This window comes from Streptomyces sp. NPDC042638 (genome assembly GCF_040647235.1).
In the GTDB taxonomy this organism is placed as follows: Bacteria; Actinomycetota; Actinomycetes; order Streptomycetales; family Streptomycetaceae; genus Streptomyces; species Streptomyces rameus.
Genome location: NZ_JBEZBT010000001.1, coordinates 180048 through 196233 on the forward strand (window position 1 = coordinate 180048; position 16186 = coordinate 196233).

Consider the following 16186-nt stretch of genomic DNA (forward strand, 5'->3'; position numbering starts at 1 on the left):
TTCATCGATCCGGGGCACTTCTCATCGGGAGGGGCAGCGCGACGTCGAACAAGCGTGTAGCTTCCGGGGGCATGACGGGCGGGGGTACCGGGGGACTGGGGGGTTGCTCTATGGGCGTGCGGCTCATCGTCGTCGACGACCATCGCCTGCTCGCGGAGGCGCTGGCGTCGGCGCTCAAGCTGCGCGGGCACCGGGTGGTCGCCGCGGCGGCGCCGGCCGCGGGTGCGGCGGATCTGGTGATCGCACGGGCGCCGGAGGTGTGCCTGCTGGGTACGGCGGCGCCGGCCGAGCCGGGCATCTTCGACCCGGTGGTGAAGATCAAACGGGAGCGCCCGCAGGTGGCGGTGCTGGTGCTGGGCCCGGTGCCGTCGCCGCGCGGGATCGCGGCGGCCTTCGCGGCGGGTGCCTCGGGGTACGTACGGCACGACGAGCGGATCGAGGGGGTCGAGCGGGCCATCATGAAGGCGCGGGCCGGGGAGGCCGCGGTGGCTCCGCAGCTGCTCCAGGGCGCCTTCGGCGAGCTGCTCAACCCTGCCGCGCAGCCCGACGACGAGGCGCAGCGGCTGCTGGAGATGCTGACGCCGCGGGAGGTGGAGGTGCTGGTCAGGGTGGCCGACGGGGAGGACACGCGGCTGATCGCGGCGGGCATGGGCATCGCGCCGAGCACGGCCCGTACGCATGTGCAGCGGGTGCTGATGAAGCTCGGCGTGGGGTCACGGCTGGAGGCGGCGGCACTGGCCGCACGGACCGGCCTGCTCGACCGCGCGGGGCCCCTGCGGGGCACCGGCCCTGAGTAGCCCCTGTGCCGCGCGCCCGGGAAGGGCGCGGCTGACCCGCGCGGCCCGGGTACACGCGGGGGACTGCGCGACAAGCCGGCCCCTCAGGGGCGCGGGGAACCGTGTGATCTGTCCCGCGCCCCTTCCCGCGATGTCGGCCGGCGGTTACTTCTCGGCCTCCTCCGAACCCTCCGGGGGAAGCGCCGGCGGGGTCGGCCGCAGCTTCAGCCAGGCCAGGAAGAAGACGCCCAGCAGCAGCATGCCGATGCCGGTCCACAGGTTGATGTTGACGCCCTGGGCCTTGTCGATGGCGGACTGCGAGTCGGTGATGCCGGCGATCGTGACGATGACGCCGTAGAGGACGAACAGGCCGCCGATGATGCGGCGCAGGTCGAAGATCCGGGCCGCGGTCGCGGACCTGCCCTCCAGCTCGGTGACTTCCCGCTGGACGTCGCCCTCGGTGTAGGGATGGCGGTCGGAGTGCTCGGTCATGGTTTCCTCATCCTCCCGCGGTCAGAACGAGAACGGGATGTAGCAGGCGGCGGCGAGGACGACCGCGCCCCAGCCCAGCAGGGCGGGCCGGCGGTACCAGGCGTCGTCGCCCTCGGCGGGCGGTTCGGACATGCCGGGGGTGGGGGTACCCCCGGACGGAGTCTGGGGGAGGGTGCCGTAGACCAGGCCCTGCAGTTCCTGCGCCGGCCTCGGCTTGGTGAACAGCGACACGGCGACCATCACGACCGCTCCGGCGACGAAGCCGGCGATGGCGGAGACGAAGTTGGCGCCCTGGTCGGAGGGGATGGAGATGATCCCCTTCTTGTAGAACACGAAGTAGTTGACCATCGCGGCGGTCGTGCCGGCGAGCAGGCCCCAGAACCCGGACTTGGCGGACGCGCGCCTCCAGAACATGCCGACGATGAAGACCACGAACATCGGCACGTTGAAGAAGGAGAACAGCGTCTGCAGGTAGCTCATGATGTTCGAGAACGAGGACGCCAGGAACGCCGTGCCGACGGAGGCGCAGACGCCGACCACGGTGATCAGGCGGCCGAAGCGCACGTAGTAGGCGTCCTCACGGCCGCGCACCACGTACTTGGCCCAGATGTCGTTGGTGAACACCGTGTTGAAGGACGACACGTTCGCCGCCATGCCCGCCATGAAGGCCGCCAGCAGACCGGTGACCGCGATGCCGAGCACGCCGTTGGGCAGCAGCTCCTGCATCAGGTAGGGGATGGCGTCGTTGTACTGCAGGCCCGAGCCGGAGGTGCCGATCTTCGGGACGAGCGCGGCGGCGACCAGGCCCGGGATCATCACCAGGAAGACGATGAAGATCTTCGGGTAGGCGGCGATCAGCGGGGTGCGCTGCCCGGCGGAGAGGTTCTTCGCGGACAGGGCGCGCTGCACCTCGGCGAAGTTGGTGGTCCAGTAGCCGAAGGAGAGCACGAAGCCGAGGCCGAGGACGATGGTCAGCCAGTTGGCGCCGAGCGGGTTGGCGCTGCCGATGCCGGTGCCGCCCCAGGCGCTGGTGAAGTTCTGGCCGTGGGTGGCGGTCAGCTTGTCGGTCAGGCCGCCCCAGCCGCCGGCCTTCTTCAGGCCGAGCACGGTGATCGGGATGAGGGCGGCGAGGATCACGAAGAACTGCAGCACCTCGTTGTAGATCGCCGAGGACAGACCGCCGAGCGTGATGTACGCGAGCACGAAGGCGCCGGCGACGACGATGGCCACCCACTGCGGCCAGCCGAGCAGGGCCTCGACGACGATCGCGAGGGCGTACAGGTTGACACCGGCGATCAGGATGGCGGCGAACGCGAACAGGATCGAACTGAGCAGGTGAGCGGCCCGGTCGAAGCGCAGCAGCAGGAACTCGGGGACCGAGCGGACCTTGCTGCCGTAGTAGAAGGGCATCATCACCAGGCCCAGGAAGACCATGGCGGGGATGGCGCCGATCCAGTACCAGTGCACGGTGTAGGCGCCGTACTGGGCGCTGTTCGCGGCCATGCCCAGGATCTCGGTGGCCGCCAGGTTCGCCGAGATGAAGGCGAGGCCGGTGATCCAGGCGGGCAGCGAGCGTCCGGAGAGGAAGAAGTCGAGGCTGGTCTTCACCGACCGGCGGGCAGCGAGGCCGATGCCGAGGACGACGACGAAGTAGATCGCCAGGATCGTGTAGTCCAGCCAGTTGGTGGGGAGCCGTAGCTCCGCCGCCAGGTAGGTGGTGGCGTACGGGGGGGTTGGCATGAAGAACTCGCTTCGTTGCGCGAACTGATCAGAGCGGAACCTACGCCGCCGTGTTCAGGAATTGAACACTTCTGGTGGTGTTCTTTGTTTGATTGTGATGATCCTAGGCGTTGTCGAGTTGTGGTCTGTTATGTTTGATTGTGTTGAGTGATTGGGTGCGGGACGTAGAGGAGTCCGGCGTGAAGAAGACCTCGACCCGGCTGGCCGACGGTCGTGAGCTGATCTACTACGACCTCCGGGACGACACCGTGCGGGACGCGGTCGACCGGCGGCCCCTGGAGCGCACGGTCACCACGTCCGAGATCCGCCGCGACCCGCTGCTCGGGGACCGGGTCGCCGTCGCCTCGCACCGCCAGGGCCGCACCTACCATCCGCCGGCCGACGAGTGCCCGCTGTGCCCGACGCGCGGCGACCGGCTCAGCGAGATCCCGGACTCCTCCTACGACGTCGTCGTCTTCGAGAACCGGTTCCCGTCGCTCGCCGGTGACTCCGGCCGCTGCGAGGTGGTCTGCTTCACCTCCGACCACGACGCCTCCTTCGCCGACCTGACCCCCGAGCAGGCGCGTCTGGTGCTGGACGCGTGGACCGACCGCACCTCGGAACTGTCGCACCTGCCCTCCGTCGATCAGGTGTTCTGTTTCGAGAACCGGGGCGCCGAGATCGGCGTGACCCTGGGCCACCCGCACGGGCAGATCTACGCCTATCCCTTCACCACCCCGCGCACCGCGCAGATGTTCCGCTCGCTCGCCGCGCACCGGGAGGCGACCGGCGGGCAGAACCTGTTCGACGCCGTCCTGGAGCGGGAGCTCGCCGGTGAGCGGGTCGTCCTTGAGGGTGAACACTGGGCGGCCTTCGTGCCGTACGCGGCGCACTGGCCGTACGAGGTCCACCTGTACCCCAGGCGCCGCGTGCCCGACCTGCTCGCACTCGACGAGGCGGCGCGCTCAGAGTTCCCCCAGGTTTATCTGGAACTCTTGGGACGCTTCGACCGTATCTTCGGCGAGGGTGAACCTCCGACGCCCTACATCGCGGCCTGGCACCAGGCCCCGTTCGGCGCCCCGGCGGGGCTCGACGGCGTGACGCGTGACGACTTCGCGCTCCACCTCGAGCTTTTCACCATCCGCCGCACTTCCGGCAAGCTGAAGTTTCTCGCGGGTTCCGAGTCCGGCATGAACGTGTTCATCAACGACGTGCCGCCGGAACGCGCGGCCGAGCGACTGCGAGAGGTAGCGAGTTGATGAAGTACCTGGTGACGGGTGGCGCGGGATACGTCGGTAGTGTCGTGGCCCAGCATCTGCTGGAAGCCGGCCACGAGGTCACGGTCCTCGACAACCTCTCCACCGGCTTCCGCGAGGGCGTGCCCGCCGGCGCCGCCTTCATCGAGGGCGACATCCGCGACGCCGCCAAGTGGCTCGACCCCTCCTTCGACGGCGTCCTGCACTTCGCCGCGTTCTCGCAGGTCGGCGAGTCGGTGGTGAAGCCGGAGAAGTACTGGGACAACAACGTCGGCGGCACGATGGCGCTGCTCGCCGCGATGCGTGAGGCGGGCGTCCGCAAGCTGGTCTTCTCCTCCACGGCGGCCACCTACGGCGAGCCGGAGCAGGTCCCGATCCCGGAGAGCGCCCCCACGAGGCCCACCAGCCCCTACGGCGCCTCCAAGCTCGCCGTCGACCACATGATCACCGGTGAGGCCGTCGCCCACGGCCTGGCCGCGGTGTCGCTGCGCTACTTCAACGTGGCCGGCGCCTACGGCGACTGCGGCGAGCGGCACGACCCCGAGTCGCACCTCATCCCGCTGGTCCTCCAGGTCGCCCAGGGCCGCCGCGACGCGATCTCGGTCTACGGCGACGACTACCCGACCCCCGACGGCACCTGCGTACGCGACTACATCCACGTCGCCGACCTGGCGGACGCCCACCTGCTGGCCCTGGCCGCCGCCGCCCCCGCCGAGCACCTGATCTGCAACCTCGGCAACGGCAACGGTTTCTCCGTCCGCGAGGTCATCGAGACCGTCCGCGAGGTCACCGGCCACCCGATCCCCGAGGTGGTGGCCCCGCGCCGGGGTGGCGACCCCGCGGTCCTGGTCGCCTCCGCGGACACCGCCCGCGAGAAGCTGGGCTGGAACCCGGCCCGCGCGGATCTCGCGGGCATCGTCGCCGACGCGTGGGAGTTCACGCGGCGCATCGCAAAGGAGCACTAGTGGGGGCACAGCAGGTCGCGCAGCGCTTCACGCAGCTGTTCGGGACGGAGCCGGACGGGGTGTGGTCGGCACCGGGCCGCGTCAACCTCATCGGTGAGCACACCGACTACAACGACGGTTTCGTCATGCCGTTCGCGCTGCCGCACCAGGCGCTCGCGGCGGTCTCCCGCCGCACGGACGGCATCCTGCGCCTGCACTCCGCGGACATCGAGGGCGGGACGGCGCGGATCGCGGAACTGCGGCTGGACGCCCTCGCTCCGCAGAGCGACGAGAACTGGACGGCATACCCGGCGGGCGTGGTGTGGGCGCTGCGCGAGGCGGGCCACGAGATCACCGGCGCCGACGTCCACCTCTCCTCCACGGTCCCCACGGGCGCGGGCCTGTCCTCGTCGGCCGCGCTGGAGGTCGTGATCGCGCTGGCCCTGGACGACCTGTACGCACTCGGCCTGCCGCGCTGGAAGCTGGCCCGGCTGTGCCAGCGCGCCGAGAACGTCTACGTCGGTGCCCCGACCGGGATCATGGACCAGACGGCGTCGGCCTGCTGCGAGCAGGGCCACGCGCTCTTCCTGGACACCCGTGACCTGTCCCAGCGGCAGATCCCCTTCGACCTCGCGGCCGAGGGCCTGCGCCTGCTGGTCGTGGACACCCAGGTCAAGCACGCCCACAGCGGTGGCGAGTACGGCAGGCGCCGGGCCGGCTGCGAGAAGGGCGCGGCCCTGCTCGGCGTCGACGCCCTGCGGGACGTCCCGTACGGCGAGCTGGACGCGGCCCTCGCCCGGCTCGGCGACGAGGAGGAGGTCGTCCGCCTGGTCCGCCATGTGGTGACGGAGAACCAGCGAGTGGAACGCGTCGTCTCCCTCCTCCGCTCCGGCGGCACCCGGGCGATCGGCCCCGTCCTCACCGAGGGCCACGTCTCCCTGCGCGACGACTTCCGCGTCTCCTGCCTGGAGCTGGACCTGGTCGTCGACACGGCCCTGACCGCCGGCGCTCTGGGCGCCCGGATGACCGGCGGCGGCTTCGGCGGCTCGGCGATCGTCCTGACGGAGGAGAGGGACGTCGACACCCTCACGAAGGCCGTGACGGAAGCCTTCGCCGCCTCCGGCTTCCCGCCCCCGCGGGTCTTCGAGGCGGTGCCTTCGGCGGGAGCCCGACGCCTGAGCTGACCTGTCTCGGTCGACTTCCGCCTCCATACGAAACATGCGGCACACCATGAACGTGCCGGGCGGCCAGTTCCGCAAATCCCCTTCCGCTGCGTGTTCTCATCCGTACTCTGTGGAACAGCACCGGTGGGGGCCGGTGCCGCTCAGGGGGCGAGATCAGGCGGGTACGGCGCCCGCGGTGGGGGTAGCAGTTCTCCGCAACGGCGGCGGCCGTGCGGTGGCTCCTCGTCCGCGGGTGTCGTACCCGTGTCGGTCGTCGTTCTCCGGACCTGTTCCGGGCATTTCCGGACCTTGGTGACCCCTGCTCCGAGCGGAGCCTGGGGAAGGGGGTTTCGTGGTTCGTATCCGAGTCCTGGTCGTCGACGACCACCGCATCTTCGCCGAGTCGCTCGCCGCCGCCCTGGCCGCCGAGCCCGACGTGGACGTCTTCGCCGCAGGCAGCGGCCCGGCCGCGCTGCGCTGCCTGGACCGCGCGGCCGGCGAGGGCCGTCGTTACGACGTCCTCCTGGTCGACGCCGACCTGGGCGGCAATCTGCCCGGCGCCCGTGCGGCCGTACCGGTGCGGGAGGGCAATGAGGAGGGTCTGGTCGACGGGATCTCCCTGGTCGCCGGGGTCCGCTCCGCCCAGCCGGCCGTACGGATCGTCGTCCTCGCCGAGAAGGACGACCCGCGCCGCGCGGCCCTCGCGCTCCAGGCCGGTGCCTCGGGCTGGGTCGCCAAGGACTGCTCGCTGTCCCGGCTGCTGACGGTGATCAGAGGGGTCCTGCGGGACGAGACGCATCTGCCGCCCGCGCTGCTCACCGGGGTGCTGAAGGAGCTGACGGCCGCCCGCCGGCACCGTACCGAGAGCGAGCGCCTGGTGGAGTCCCTCACCCCGCGGGAGCGGGAGGTGCTGCGCTGCATGGTCGCCGGGCTGGGCCGCAAGGCCGTCGCCGAGCGGCTGTTCCTCTCCCCGCACACCGTGCGCACCCACATGCAGAACGTCCTCGGCAAGCTGGGCGTCCACTCCACGCTGGCCGCCGTCGCGCTGGCCCGGCGGGCGGGGGTGGGTCCGGCGGACCTGGGTTCCGTCGCCGGGCGGATCATCCCGGAGGAGACGAACAGCGCCTGACCGGCCCGCGCGCCCGCGCCCGTTGCCTCGGTCACCCGGCGGATCACCGACGGGACGTTCCCGACCGATCACCGGCCGGGGATGTCCCCGACCGATCACCGGCCGGGGATGTCCCCGGCGGATCGTCGGCCGGGCATGTTCCCGGCGGCGGATCGTCAGCCGGGGATGTTGTCGAACGGGGCGGTCAGCCCGCGCAGCAGTCCGGCCAGCTCGGCGCGCTGGGCGCGGGACAGCTCGGCGAGGATCGCCCGTTCCTGCTCCAGCAGGCCCGCCAGTGCCTGGTCCGCGCGGTCCCGGCCCTCGTCGGTCAGCCGGACCAGCACACCCCGCCGGTCGCTGGGGTCGGGCAGCCGCTCCACCAGGCCCTTCTTCGCGAGCCGGTCGATCCGGTTGGTCATCGTGCCCGACGTGACCAGGGTCTGTGTCAGCAGCTGGCCGGGGGAGAGCTGGTACGGCGTGCCCGCGCGCCGCAGTGCGGTCAGCACGTCGAACTCCCAGGGCTCCAGCTGGTGCTCGGCGAAGGCGAGCCGGCGGGCGCGATCCAGATGCCGGGCGAGGCGACTCACCCGGCTCAGTACTTCCAGCGGCTCCACGTCGAGGTCCGGACGCTCCCGGCGCCACGCTGCGACCAGCCGATCGACCTCGTCCTCCATGGAGATCAGTGTAGTGGTTGTGTCGACATGAAGTCTCTTGATGTCGAGTCTCTTGACATCAAGAGAAATGGCGGGGGAAGGTGGGAGGCATGACCCAGCCGCCCCTGTGGGACCCCGCCCAGTACCTCCGCCACGCCGGCCACCGGGCCCGCGCCTACGCCGACCTCCTCGCGCGGATCCCGGATCCGGTCCGGGACCGCCCCCGCGTCGCCGACCTCGGCTGCGGCCCCGGCAACGTCACCGCCCTGCTCGCCGGCCGCTGGCCCACCGCCCGCATCACCGGGTACGACAACTCCCCCGAGATGCTCGACAAGGCGCACGTCGACCACGAAGGCCCCACGGCCGGCGGCGGCCGCCTGGACTTCGCCCACGCCGACCTGCGGACCTGGGCACCCGAGGAGCCGTACGACCTGATCGTCTCCAACGCCGCCCTCCAGTGGGTGCCGGGCCACACCGACCGGTTCGGGGACTGGATCGCCGCCCTGGAACCCGGCGGCGCCTTCGCCTTCCAGGTCCCCGACAACATCGACGCCCCGCTGCACGCCCTGATGCGCGACCTCGCCGCCGGCCCCCGCTGGCGGACCCGCCTCGCCGACGTCCTGCGCCGCACGAGCTCCGTGCACACCCCCGGCACCTACCTGGACCGCCTCGCCCGCCTCGGCTGCGCCGCCGACGTGTGGCAGACGACGTACCACCACGTCCTCGGGGGCGAGGACCCGGTCCTCGACTGGGTGAAGGGCACCGGCCTGCGGCCCGTCCTGACCGCACTCGCCGACGACCCCGAGGCACGCGACGCGTTCCTCACCGAGTACCGGGACCTGCTGCGCACGGCCTACCCGAGCGCGCCGTACGGCACGGTCCTGCCGTTCCGCCGGCTGTTCGCCGTCGCCGTGAAGGAGGGCTGAGCATGCTGATCGCCGTCGACCACGTCCAGCTGGCCGCCCCGCCCGGCGCGGAGGAGCTCCTGCGGTCGTACTACGCCGGGGTCCTCGGCATGACCGAGATCCCCAAGCCGCCGCTGCTCGCGGCGCGCGGCGGCTGCTGGTTCGAGGCGGGCTTCGTCCAGCTCCACCTGGGCGTCGAAGAGGACTTCCGCCCGGCCGAGCAGGCCCACCCGGGCCTGCGGGTCCGGGACATCGAGGCGTACGCGGCCCGGATCGCCGCCGCCGGGGCACCCGTCACCTGGGACGACGCCCTGCCCCGCCACCGGCGCTGCTACTCGCGGGACCCCGTCGGCAACCGGCTGGAGTTCCTCCAGCCCCGGTGACGGCGGGCCTGGGCCTTGCGGTGCCCAGCCCCGGTGACGGCGGACCTGGGCCTTGCGGTGCCCAGCCCCGTGACGGCGGCCCTAGGCCTTGCGGTGCCCGATCAACCGCGGCTTCTGCTCCAGGCCGTCCAGACCGTGCCACGCCAGGTTCACCAGATGGGCCGCCACCTCCGCCTTCTTCGGGCGGCGCACGTCCAGCCACCACTGTCCGGTCAGCGCGACCATGCCGACCAGGGCCTGGGCGTAGAGCGGGGCGAGCTTCGGGTCGAAGCCCCGGCTCTTGAACTCGCGGCCCAGGATGTCCTCCACCTGGGTGGCGATGTCCGAGATCAGCGAGGCGAAGGACCCCGTGGACTGCGGGATGGGCGAGTCCCGGACCAGGATGCGGAAGCCGTCCGTGTACTCCTCGATGTAGTCGAGCAGGGCGAACGCGGCCTGCTCGCACAGCTCGCGGGGATGACCGGCGGTCAGCGAGCTGGTCACCATGTCCAGCAGGCGCCGCATCTCCCGGTCCACCACCACCGCGTACAGCCCCTCCTTGCCGCCGAAGTGCTCGTACACCACCGGCTTGGACACCCCGGCCTTCGCCGCGATCTCCTCCACCGACGTGCCCTCGAAGCCCTTGGCCGCGAAAAGGGTGCGACCGATCTCCAGCAGCTGCTGGCGGCGCTCGGCACCGGTCATACGGGTCCGGCGCGTCCGCCGCGGTTTGTCGTTGCTGGAAGTGCTGCTGGAGTCGGTCGCCACGGCGTCAATCATGCCGTCCCGGCCGCCTCCGTCCGGCGCCGGGAGTCGCCTTCCCCGTCGTGCCGCCGCGAATCGATACGGGAGCGTGACGGCCAGCGCACGTCGTACGCCCAGCCGAGCATCTCGAACCAGCGGATGAACCGGGCCGACGAGTCGATCTGGCCGCGCATCACCCCGTGCCGCGCCGAGGTCGGGTCGGCATGGTGCAGGTTGTGCCAGGACTCACCGCAGGACAGGACCGCCAGCCACCACACGTTGCCCGAACGGTCCCGCGACCTGAACGGCCGCTTGCCCACCGCGTGACAGATCGAGTTGATCGACCACGTCACATGGTGCAGCAGCGCCACCCGTACGAGTGATCCCCAGAAGAACCCGGTGAACGCGCCCCACCAGGACATCGTCACCAGACCGCCGATCAGCGGCGGCAGGGCCAGCGACAGGGCCGTCCAGAAGACGAACTGACGGGAGATCGCCCGGAGCGCCCCGTCCTTGATCAGATCCGGCGCGTACTTGTCCTGCGGTGTCTGCTCCTCGTCGAACATCCAGCCGATGTGCGCCCACCACAGGCCCTTCATCAGTGCCGGAAGCGTCTCCCCGAAGCGCCAGGGCGAGTGCGGGTCGCCCTCGGCGTCGGAGAACTTGTGGTGCCTGCGGTGGTCGGCCACCCAGCGCACCAGCGGGCCCTCGACCGCCATCGACCCCATGATCGCCAACGCGATCCGCAAGGGCCGTTTGGCCTTGAACGAACCATGGGTGAAATACCGGTGGAAACCGATCGTGATGCCGTGGCACCCGAGGAAGTAGAAGAAGACCAGCAGGCCCATGTCGAGCCAGCTCACCCCCCAGCCCCAGACCAGCGGCACGGCCGCCACCAGTGCCGCGAACGGCACGATGATGAACAGGAGCAGCGTGATCTGCTCGATCGAACGCTTCTGCTCGCCGCCCAGCGTGGCGGATGGGGGAGATGTGTCGGTGGCCTTACGGGCTTCTTCGATCACGTCGGAACTTGAGGTCATGCGCGTCCCCTGTGGGGTCGAGGGTCAAGACGAGTGTGGGCCGGGACCGAGCGGGACTCGACGGCACTTCCCTACGGTCCCGTAACCTACGGCGTCGTAAGTATGGCAGCGTGTCACGCGGCGGCAAGAGCCCCAGGCCCAGCGCGTCCACATGGCCACCTATCCTTGGTCTCGGTCGGACAGCGCGGTCCGCTGAAGTTTCCTTCCCGGACGCTCCGGCCCGTATGCGGCGCCCGCCGCGCGGCAGCCCCGGCCGGGTTCCCCTCCAGACGAGCTTCAACACTGCAAGGAGCCGCACCTGTGAGCAGTGCCGACGACCAGACCACCACGACCAGCACCGAGCTGCGCGCCGACATCCGCCGGCTGGGTGACCTCCTGGGAGAGACCCTCGTCCGTCAGGAGGGCCCCGAGCTCCTCGAACTGGTCGAGAAGGTCCGCCGCCTCACCCGCGAGGACGGCGACGCCGCCGCCGAGCTGCTGCGCGGCACCGAACTGGAGACCGCGGCCAAGCTGGTCCGCGCCTTCTCCACCTACTTCCACCTCGCCAACATCACCGAACAGGTGCACCGCGGCCGGGAACTGCGCGCCCGCCGCGCGGCCGAGGGCGGCCTCCTCGCCCGTACCGCCGACCGCCTCAAGGACGCCGACCCCGAGCACCTGCGCCAGACGGTGCGGCACCTCAACGTCCGCCCGGTCTTCACCGCCCACCCCACCGAGGCCGCACGCCGCTCGGTCCTCAACAAGCTCCGGCGCGTCGCCGCGCTGCTGGACACCCCCGTCCTCGACTCCGACCGCCGCCGCCACGACATCCGCCTCGCCGAGAACATCGACCTCGTCTGGCAGACCGACGAACTGCGCGTCGTACGCCCCGAGCCCGCCGACGAGGCCCGCAACGCCATCTACTACCTCGACGAACTGCACGCCGGGGCCGTCGGCGACGTCCTGGAGGACCTCACCGCCGAACTGGAACGGGTCGGCGTCAAGCTCCCCGACGACACCCGCCCCCTCACCTTCGGCACCTGGATCGGCGGCGACCGCGACGGCAACCCCAACGTCACCCCCCAGGTGACCTGGGACGTCCTCATCCTCCAGCACGAACACGGCATCAACGACGCCCTGGAGATGATCGACGAACTGCGCGGCCTGCTCTCCAACTCCATCCGCTACGCCGGAGCCACCGAAGAGCTGCTGGAATCCCTCCGGGCCGACCTGGAGCTGCTCCCCGAGATCAGCCCCCGCTACAAGCGCCTCAACGCCGAGGAGCCCTACCGGCTCAAGGCCACCTGCATCCGGCAGAAGCTGGAGAACACCAAGCAGCGCCTCGCCACGGGCACCGCGCACGAGACCGGCCGCGACTACCTCGGCACCGGCGAGCTGCTGAAGGACCTGCGGATCATCCAGGCGTCGCTGCGCGAACACCGCGGCGCCCTGTTCGCCGACGGCCGCCTCGCCCGCACCATCCGCACCCTGGCCGCCTTCGGCCTCCAGCTGGCCACCATGGACGTCCGCGAGCACGCCGACGCCCACCATCACGCCCTCGGCCAGCTCTTCGACCGGCTCGGCGAGGAGTCCTGGCGCTACGCCGACATGCCCCGCGAGTACCGCGCCAAGCTCCTCGCCAAGGAACTGCGCTCCCGCCGGCCCCTCGCCCCCACCCCGGCACCCGTCGACGCCGCCGGCCAGAAGACCCTCGGCGTCTTCGAGACCGTCAAGAAGGCCCTGGAGATCTTCGGCCCCGAGGTCATCGAGTCGTACATCATCTCCATGTGCCAGGGCGCCGACGACGTCTTCGCCGCCGCCGTCCTCGCCCGCGAGGCCGGCCTGGTCGACCTGCACGCCGGCTGGGCGAAGATCGGCATCGTGCCGCTCCTGGAGACCACCGACGAGCTGCGCGCCGCCGACACCATCCTGGAGGACATGCTCTCCGACCCGTCCTACCGGCGCCTGGTCGCGCTGCGCGGCGACGTCCAGGAGGTCATGCTCGGCTACTCCGACTCCTCCAAGTTCGGCGGCATCACCACCAGCCAGTGGGAGATCCACCGCGCCCAGCGCCGGCTGCGCGACGTCGCCCACCGCTACGGCGTCCGGCTGCGCCTCTTCCACGGCCGCGGCGGCACCGTCGGCCGCGGCGGCGGCCCCTCGCACGACGCGATCCTCGCCCAGCCCTGGGGCACCCTGGAGGGCGAGATCAAGGTGACCGAGCAGGGCGAGGTCATCTCCGACAAGTACCTGATCCCCTCCCTCGCCCGGGAGAACCTGGAGCTGACGGTCGCCGCCACCCTCCAGGCGTCCGCCCTGCACACCGCGCCCCGCCAGTCCGACGAGGCGCTCGCCCGCTGGGACGCGGCCATGGACGTCGTCTCCGACGCCGCCCACGCCGCCTACCGCCGCCTAGTCGAGGACCCCGACCTGCCGACGTACTTCCTCGCCTCCACGCCCGTCGACCAGCTCGCCGAGCTCCACCTGGGCTCGCGGCCCTCGCGCCGCCCCGGCTCGGGCGTCTCGCTCGACGGTCTGCGCGCCATCCCGTGGGTGTTCGGCTGGACCCAGTCACGGCAGATCGTGCCCGGCTGGTTCGGCGTCGGCTCCGGCCTCAAGGCGCTGCGGGAAACCGGCCTGGACTCCGTGCTCGGCGAGATGCACGAACAGTGGCACTTCTTCCGCAACTTCATCTCCAACGTCGAGATGACCCTCGCCAAGACGGACCTGCGGATCGCCCAGCACTACGTCGACACCCTCGTCCCCGACGAGCTCAAGCACGTGTTCGACACCATCAAGGCCGAACACGAACTGACCGTCCGCGAGGTCCTGCGCGTCACCGGCGAGGACGAACTCCTCGACGCCCAGCCCGTCCTCAAGCAGACCTTCGCCATCCGCGACGCCTACCTGGACCCGATCTCCTACCTCCAGGTCGCCCTGCTCAAGCGGCAGCGCGACGCCGCCGCGGCCGGCGTCGACCCCGACCCGCTGCTCTCCCGCGCCCTGCTCCTCACCGTCAACGGCGTGGCCGCCGGCCTGCGCAACACCGGCTGACCCGCCACGACACACAAAGGTGCCCCCGGGGTCGTACGACCCCGGGGGCACCCGCGTTCCCGGCCGCCGCGCGACCCGCCGCTCCCGGACCGCCCGCTACTGCAACGCCACGAACGCCGCCGTCAGCAACCCCGCCCCGGCGAGCCCGAGCACCCACGCCGGCCGGACCAGCCGCATCCCGCCCGCGACCACCACCGAGGCCAGCAGCAGCGCCCCGCCCAGCGGCACCCAGGCGAACAGGACCCCCGCCGGACCGGACCGCACCGCGTCCCCGCTGCCCGGCTTCAGCACGACGTCGTACGTCGTTCCCACGCCCACCGCGACGGACTTCTCGATCTCCACGCGCGCGCGTGGCCGCGCCCCCGCCGACACGGGGGTGAACGGGCCGCTGCACACGTCCCCCGCGCACCGCGTCACCCGGACCGTGCCCCGCTCACGCCCCTTGGTCAGCATCACGTGCTGCGCCGTCCCCCAGGAACCCCACACCCCGGCGAACAGGATCAGCGCGGCGAGCGCACCCGTCGCCGCGGTCCGCCCGAACCGCAGCGCGGAGCCGGACGCCTGACGGGCGGTACGTGCTGTGGCAGGCATGGCCGGGATCATTGGCCATACCCACACGGCCGGTCAACTCCGGTGGGCGACCCGGCCGGACAAGTCGGGAGTTGTACGGCGCACACCCGCGCTCACGAGTTGTACGTGCTCTGCGCCCGCTCCAGCCCCTCGATCACCAGACACTCCACCGCGTCCGCCGCGCGGTCCACGAAGTAGTCCAGCTCCTTGCGCTCCGCCGACGAGAAGTCCTTCAGCACGAAGTCGGCCACCTGCATCCGCCCCGGCGGCCGGCCGATCCCGAACCGCACCCGGTGATAGTCCGGTCCCATCGCCTTCGTCATCGACTTCAGACCGTTGTGCCCGTTGTCCCCGCCACCCAGCTTCAGACGCAGAACCCCGTAGTCGATGTCCAGCTCGTCATGGACCGCCAGCACGTTCGCCACCGGCACCTTGTAGAAGTCCTTCAGCGCGTTCACGGGACCACCGGACAGGTTCATGTACGACATCGGCTTCGCCAGGATCACCCGGCGGTTCGCCGGCCCGGCCGGGCCGATCCGCCCCTCCAGCACCTGCGCCTGCGCCTTGCCGGCCCGCTTGAACTTCCCCCCGATCCGCTCCGCGAGCAGATCGGCCACCATGAAGCCCACATTGTGCCGGTTCATGGCGTACTCCGGCCCGGGATTGCCGAGCCCGACGACGAGCCAGGGAGCCGTACTGGCGGGAGTGGTCACGTCCATGTCTCCTTGATACGCGCCAGCCGCCGCTCCCCGCGAGGGAAGCGGCGGCTGAACCGATGATGACGACCGCGAGGATCAGGCCTCGGCGACCTCTTCGCCCTCGGCGGCCTCTTCGCCCTCGGTCTCCTCGGCCTGCGCGGCCAGGACCTGCAGGACGACGGCGTCCTCCTCGACGGTCAGCGTCACGCCGGACGGCAGGGAGATGTCCTTGGCCAGGACGGAGTCACCGGCCGACAGACCCTCGACGGAGACCGTGACGGCCTCGGGGATGTGCGTGGCCTCGGCCTCGACCGGCAGCGCGTTCAGCACGTGCTCCAGCAGGTTGCCACCCGGGGCCAGCTCGCCCTCGGTGTGGACCGGGATCTCGACCGTGACCTTCTCGCCGCGCTTGACCAGCTGCAGGTCGACGTGCTCCAGGAAGCCCTTCAGCGGGTCGCGCTGCACGGACTTCGGGATCGCCAGCTCGTTGGTCTTGCCGTCGATGTCCAGCGCGATCAGGACGTTCGGCGTACGCAGCGCCAGCAGCAGCTCGTGGCCCGGCAGGGTCAGGTGCAGCGGGTCGGAACCGTGGCCGTAGAGAACACCCGGAACCTTGTTGTCGCGGCGGATGCGGCGCGCGGCACCCTTGCCGAACTCGGTGCGGGTCTCGGCGGTGAGCTTGACCTCGGACATATCGATCACTCCTCGTAGAACTCGGAACGG

Annotated in this window: 16 protein-coding genes; 8 read left to right on the forward strand and 8 right to left on the reverse strand. The window is 71.1% G+C overall.

All coding sequences use genetic code 11. From position 1 onward, the window contains the following. Nucleotides 1-110: 110 nt before the first annotated feature. Complete coding sequence (locus AB0B40_RS00815) at nucleotides 111-797, forward strand: response regulator transcription factor (RefSeq protein WP_345056288.1); 687 nt, start codon at nucleotides 111-113, stop codon at nucleotides 795-797. Between the two features lie 144 nt (nucleotides 798-941). Here the strand turns inward: AB0B40_RS00815 and AB0B40_RS00820 are convergent, their stop codons facing one another. Both AB0B40_RS00820 and AB0B40_RS00825 read right to left on the reverse strand, forming a co-directional pair. Then, the gene (locus AB0B40_RS00820; protein ID WP_345056277.1) at nucleotides 942-1268 is read right to left on the reverse strand and encodes a hypothetical protein; all 327 of its coding nucleotides are present in this window, start codon (nucleotides 1266-1268) and stop codon (nucleotides 942-944) included. Nucleotides 1269-1289: 21 nt separating this feature from the next. Beyond that, complete coding sequence (locus tag AB0B40_RS00825) at nucleotides 1290-3008, reverse strand: sodium:solute symporter family protein (protein WP_362261821.1); 1719 nt, start codon at nucleotides 3006-3008, stop codon at nucleotides 1290-1292. Nucleotides 3009-3187: 179 nt separating this feature from the next. Between AB0B40_RS00825 and galT the strand changes: the two genes are divergently transcribed. From galT to AB0B40_RS00845, 4 genes are all read left to right on the forward strand, one after another. After that, nucleotides 3188-4246 carry a galactose-1-phosphate uridylyltransferase gene (gene galT, locus AB0B40_RS00830; protein WP_362261824.1) on the forward strand — a complete coding sequence of 353 codons (1059 nt, stop codon included), beginning with the start codon at nucleotides 3188-3190 and terminating at the stop codon, nucleotides 4244-4246. Next, entirely contained in the window at nucleotides 4246-5208 is a 963-nt protein-coding gene (gene galE / locus AB0B40_RS00835) for a UDP-glucose 4-epimerase GalE (protein WP_345056271.1), read from the forward strand. Before galT ends, galE begins: the two co-directional genes overlap by 1 nt. Further along, on the forward strand, nucleotides 5208-6371 hold the full coding sequence (gene galK, locus AB0B40_RS00840) for a galactokinase (protein ID WP_345056269.1): 1164 nt from the start codon (nucleotides 5208-5210) through the stop codon (nucleotides 6369-6371). The genes galE and galK overlap by 1 nt, the downstream gene beginning before the upstream one ends. Before the next feature lie 331 nt (nucleotides 6372-6702). Continuing rightward, nucleotides 6703-7479: a response regulator transcription factor gene (locus AB0B40_RS00845; protein ID WP_345056267.1), complete on the forward strand. Its 777-nt coding sequence runs from the start codon at nucleotides 6703-6705 to the stop codon at nucleotides 7477-7479. Between the two features lie 155 nt (nucleotides 7480-7634). Here the strand turns inward: AB0B40_RS00845 and tamR are convergent, their stop codons facing one another. Then, nucleotides 7635-8132, reverse strand: coding sequence for a MarR family transcriptional regulator TamR (gene tamR, locus AB0B40_RS00850; protein WP_345056265.1), 498 nt, complete (start codon nucleotides 8130-8132; stop codon nucleotides 7635-7637). Nucleotides 8133-8221: 89 nt separating this feature from the next. On the opposite strand from tamR, the gene AB0B40_RS00855 reads away from it, so the two are divergent. Then, complete coding sequence (locus AB0B40_RS00855) at nucleotides 8222-9037, forward strand: trans-aconitate 2-methyltransferase (protein ID WP_362261829.1); 816 nt, start codon at nucleotides 8222-8224, stop codon at nucleotides 9035-9037. 2 nt (nucleotides 9038-9039) lie between these two features. Continuing rightward, nucleotides 9040-9399 (forward strand): VOC family protein, encoded by a 360-nt coding sequence (locus AB0B40_RS00860; RefSeq protein ID WP_345056261.1) that lies wholly within the window; start codon nucleotides 9040-9042, stop codon nucleotides 9397-9399. Nucleotides 9400-9480: 81 nt separating this feature from the next. Here AB0B40_RS00860 and AB0B40_RS00865 read toward each other — a convergent pair whose 3' ends face one another. Together AB0B40_RS00865 and AB0B40_RS00870 are read right to left on the reverse strand one after the other, a co-directional pair. After that, the gene (locus tag AB0B40_RS00865; RefSeq protein ID WP_067049993.1) at nucleotides 9481-10158 is read right to left on the reverse strand and encodes a TetR/AcrR family transcriptional regulator; all 678 of its coding nucleotides are present in this window, start codon (nucleotides 10156-10158) and stop codon (nucleotides 9481-9483) included. After that, nucleotides 10155-11162: a fatty acid desaturase gene (locus tag AB0B40_RS00870; RefSeq protein ID WP_345056257.1), complete on the reverse strand. Its 1008-nt coding sequence runs from the start codon at nucleotides 11160-11162 to the stop codon at nucleotides 10155-10157. Before AB0B40_RS00870 ends, AB0B40_RS00865 begins: the two co-directional genes overlap by 4 nt. Before the next feature lie 300 nt (nucleotides 11163-11462). Here AB0B40_RS00870 and ppc point away from each other — a divergent pair, with 300 nt between their 5' ends. Further along, nucleotides 11463-14195, forward strand: coding sequence for a phosphoenolpyruvate carboxylase (gene ppc, locus AB0B40_RS00875; protein ID WP_345056255.1), 2733 nt, complete (start codon nucleotides 11463-11465; stop codon nucleotides 14193-14195). Between the two features lie 96 nt (nucleotides 14196-14291). Here the strand turns inward: ppc and AB0B40_RS00880 are convergent, their stop codons facing one another. The 3 genes from AB0B40_RS00880 to AB0B40_RS00890 all read right to left on the reverse strand — a co-directional run bounded on the left by AB0B40_RS00880 (nucleotide 14292) and on the right by AB0B40_RS00890 (nucleotide 16156). Next, nucleotides 14292-14786: a hypothetical protein gene (locus AB0B40_RS00880; protein WP_345056253.1), complete on the reverse strand. Its 495-nt coding sequence runs from the start codon at nucleotides 14784-14786 to the stop codon at nucleotides 14292-14294. A gap of 92 nt (nucleotides 14787-14878) precedes the next feature. Continuing rightward, the gene (pth, locus tag AB0B40_RS00885) at nucleotides 14879-15484 is read right to left on the reverse strand and encodes an aminoacyl-tRNA hydrolase (protein ID WP_345056251.1); all 606 of its coding nucleotides are present in this window, start codon (nucleotides 15482-15484) and stop codon (nucleotides 14879-14881) included. Nucleotides 15485-15559: 75 nt separating this feature from the next. Further along, nucleotides 15560-16156, reverse strand: coding sequence for a 50S ribosomal protein L25/general stress protein Ctc (locus AB0B40_RS00890; RefSeq protein WP_345056249.1), 597 nt, complete (start codon nucleotides 16154-16156; stop codon nucleotides 15560-15562). Nucleotides 16157-16186 lie beyond the last annotated feature (30 nt).

Coding starts and splice junctions, on each gene's coding strand:
- AB0B40_RS00865 (WP_067049993.1), bottom strand. CDS start 10,158: ATGATTGACGCCGTGGCGACCGACTCCAGCAGCACTTCCAGCAACGAC.
- AB0B40_RS00825 (WP_362261821.1), bottom strand. CDS start 3,008: ATGCCAACCCCCCCGTACGCCACCACCTACCTGGCGGCGGAGCTACGG.
- AB0B40_RS00870 (WP_345056257.1), bottom strand. CDS start 11,162: ATGACCTCAAGTTCCGACGTGATCGAAGAAGCCCGTAAGGCCACCGAC.
- AB0B40_RS00860 (WP_345056261.1), top strand. CDS start 9,040: ATGCTGATCGCCGTCGACCACGTCCAGCTGGCCGCCCCGCCCGGCGCG.
- AB0B40_RS00815 (WP_345056288.1), top strand. CDS start 111: ATGGGCGTGCGGCTCATCGTCGTCGACGACCATCGCCTGCTCGCGGAG.
- AB0B40_RS00880 (WP_345056253.1), bottom strand. CDS start 14,786: ATGCCTGCCACAGCACGTACCGCCCGTCAGGCGTCCGGCTCCGCGCTG.
- AB0B40_RS00820 (WP_345056277.1), bottom strand. CDS start 1,268: ATGACCGAGCACTCCGACCGCCATCCCTACACCGAGGGCGACGTCCAG.
- AB0B40_RS00855 (WP_362261829.1), top strand. CDS start 8,222: ATGACCCAGCCGCCCCTGTGGGACCCCGCCCAGTACCTCCGCCACGCC.
- pth (WP_345056251.1), bottom strand. CDS start 15,484: ATGGACGTGACCACTCCCGCCAGTACGGCTCCCTGGCTCGTCGTCGGG.
- AB0B40_RS00890 (WP_345056249.1), bottom strand. CDS start 16,156: ATGTCCGAGGTCAAGCTCACCGCCGAGACCCGCACCGAGTTCGGCAAG.
- galE (WP_345056271.1), top strand. CDS start 4,246: ATGAAGTACCTGGTGACGGGTGGCGCGGGATACGTCGGTAGTGTCGTG.
- tamR (WP_345056265.1), bottom strand. CDS start 8,132: ATGGAGGACGAGGTCGATCGGCTGGTCGCAGCGTGGCGCCGGGAGCGT.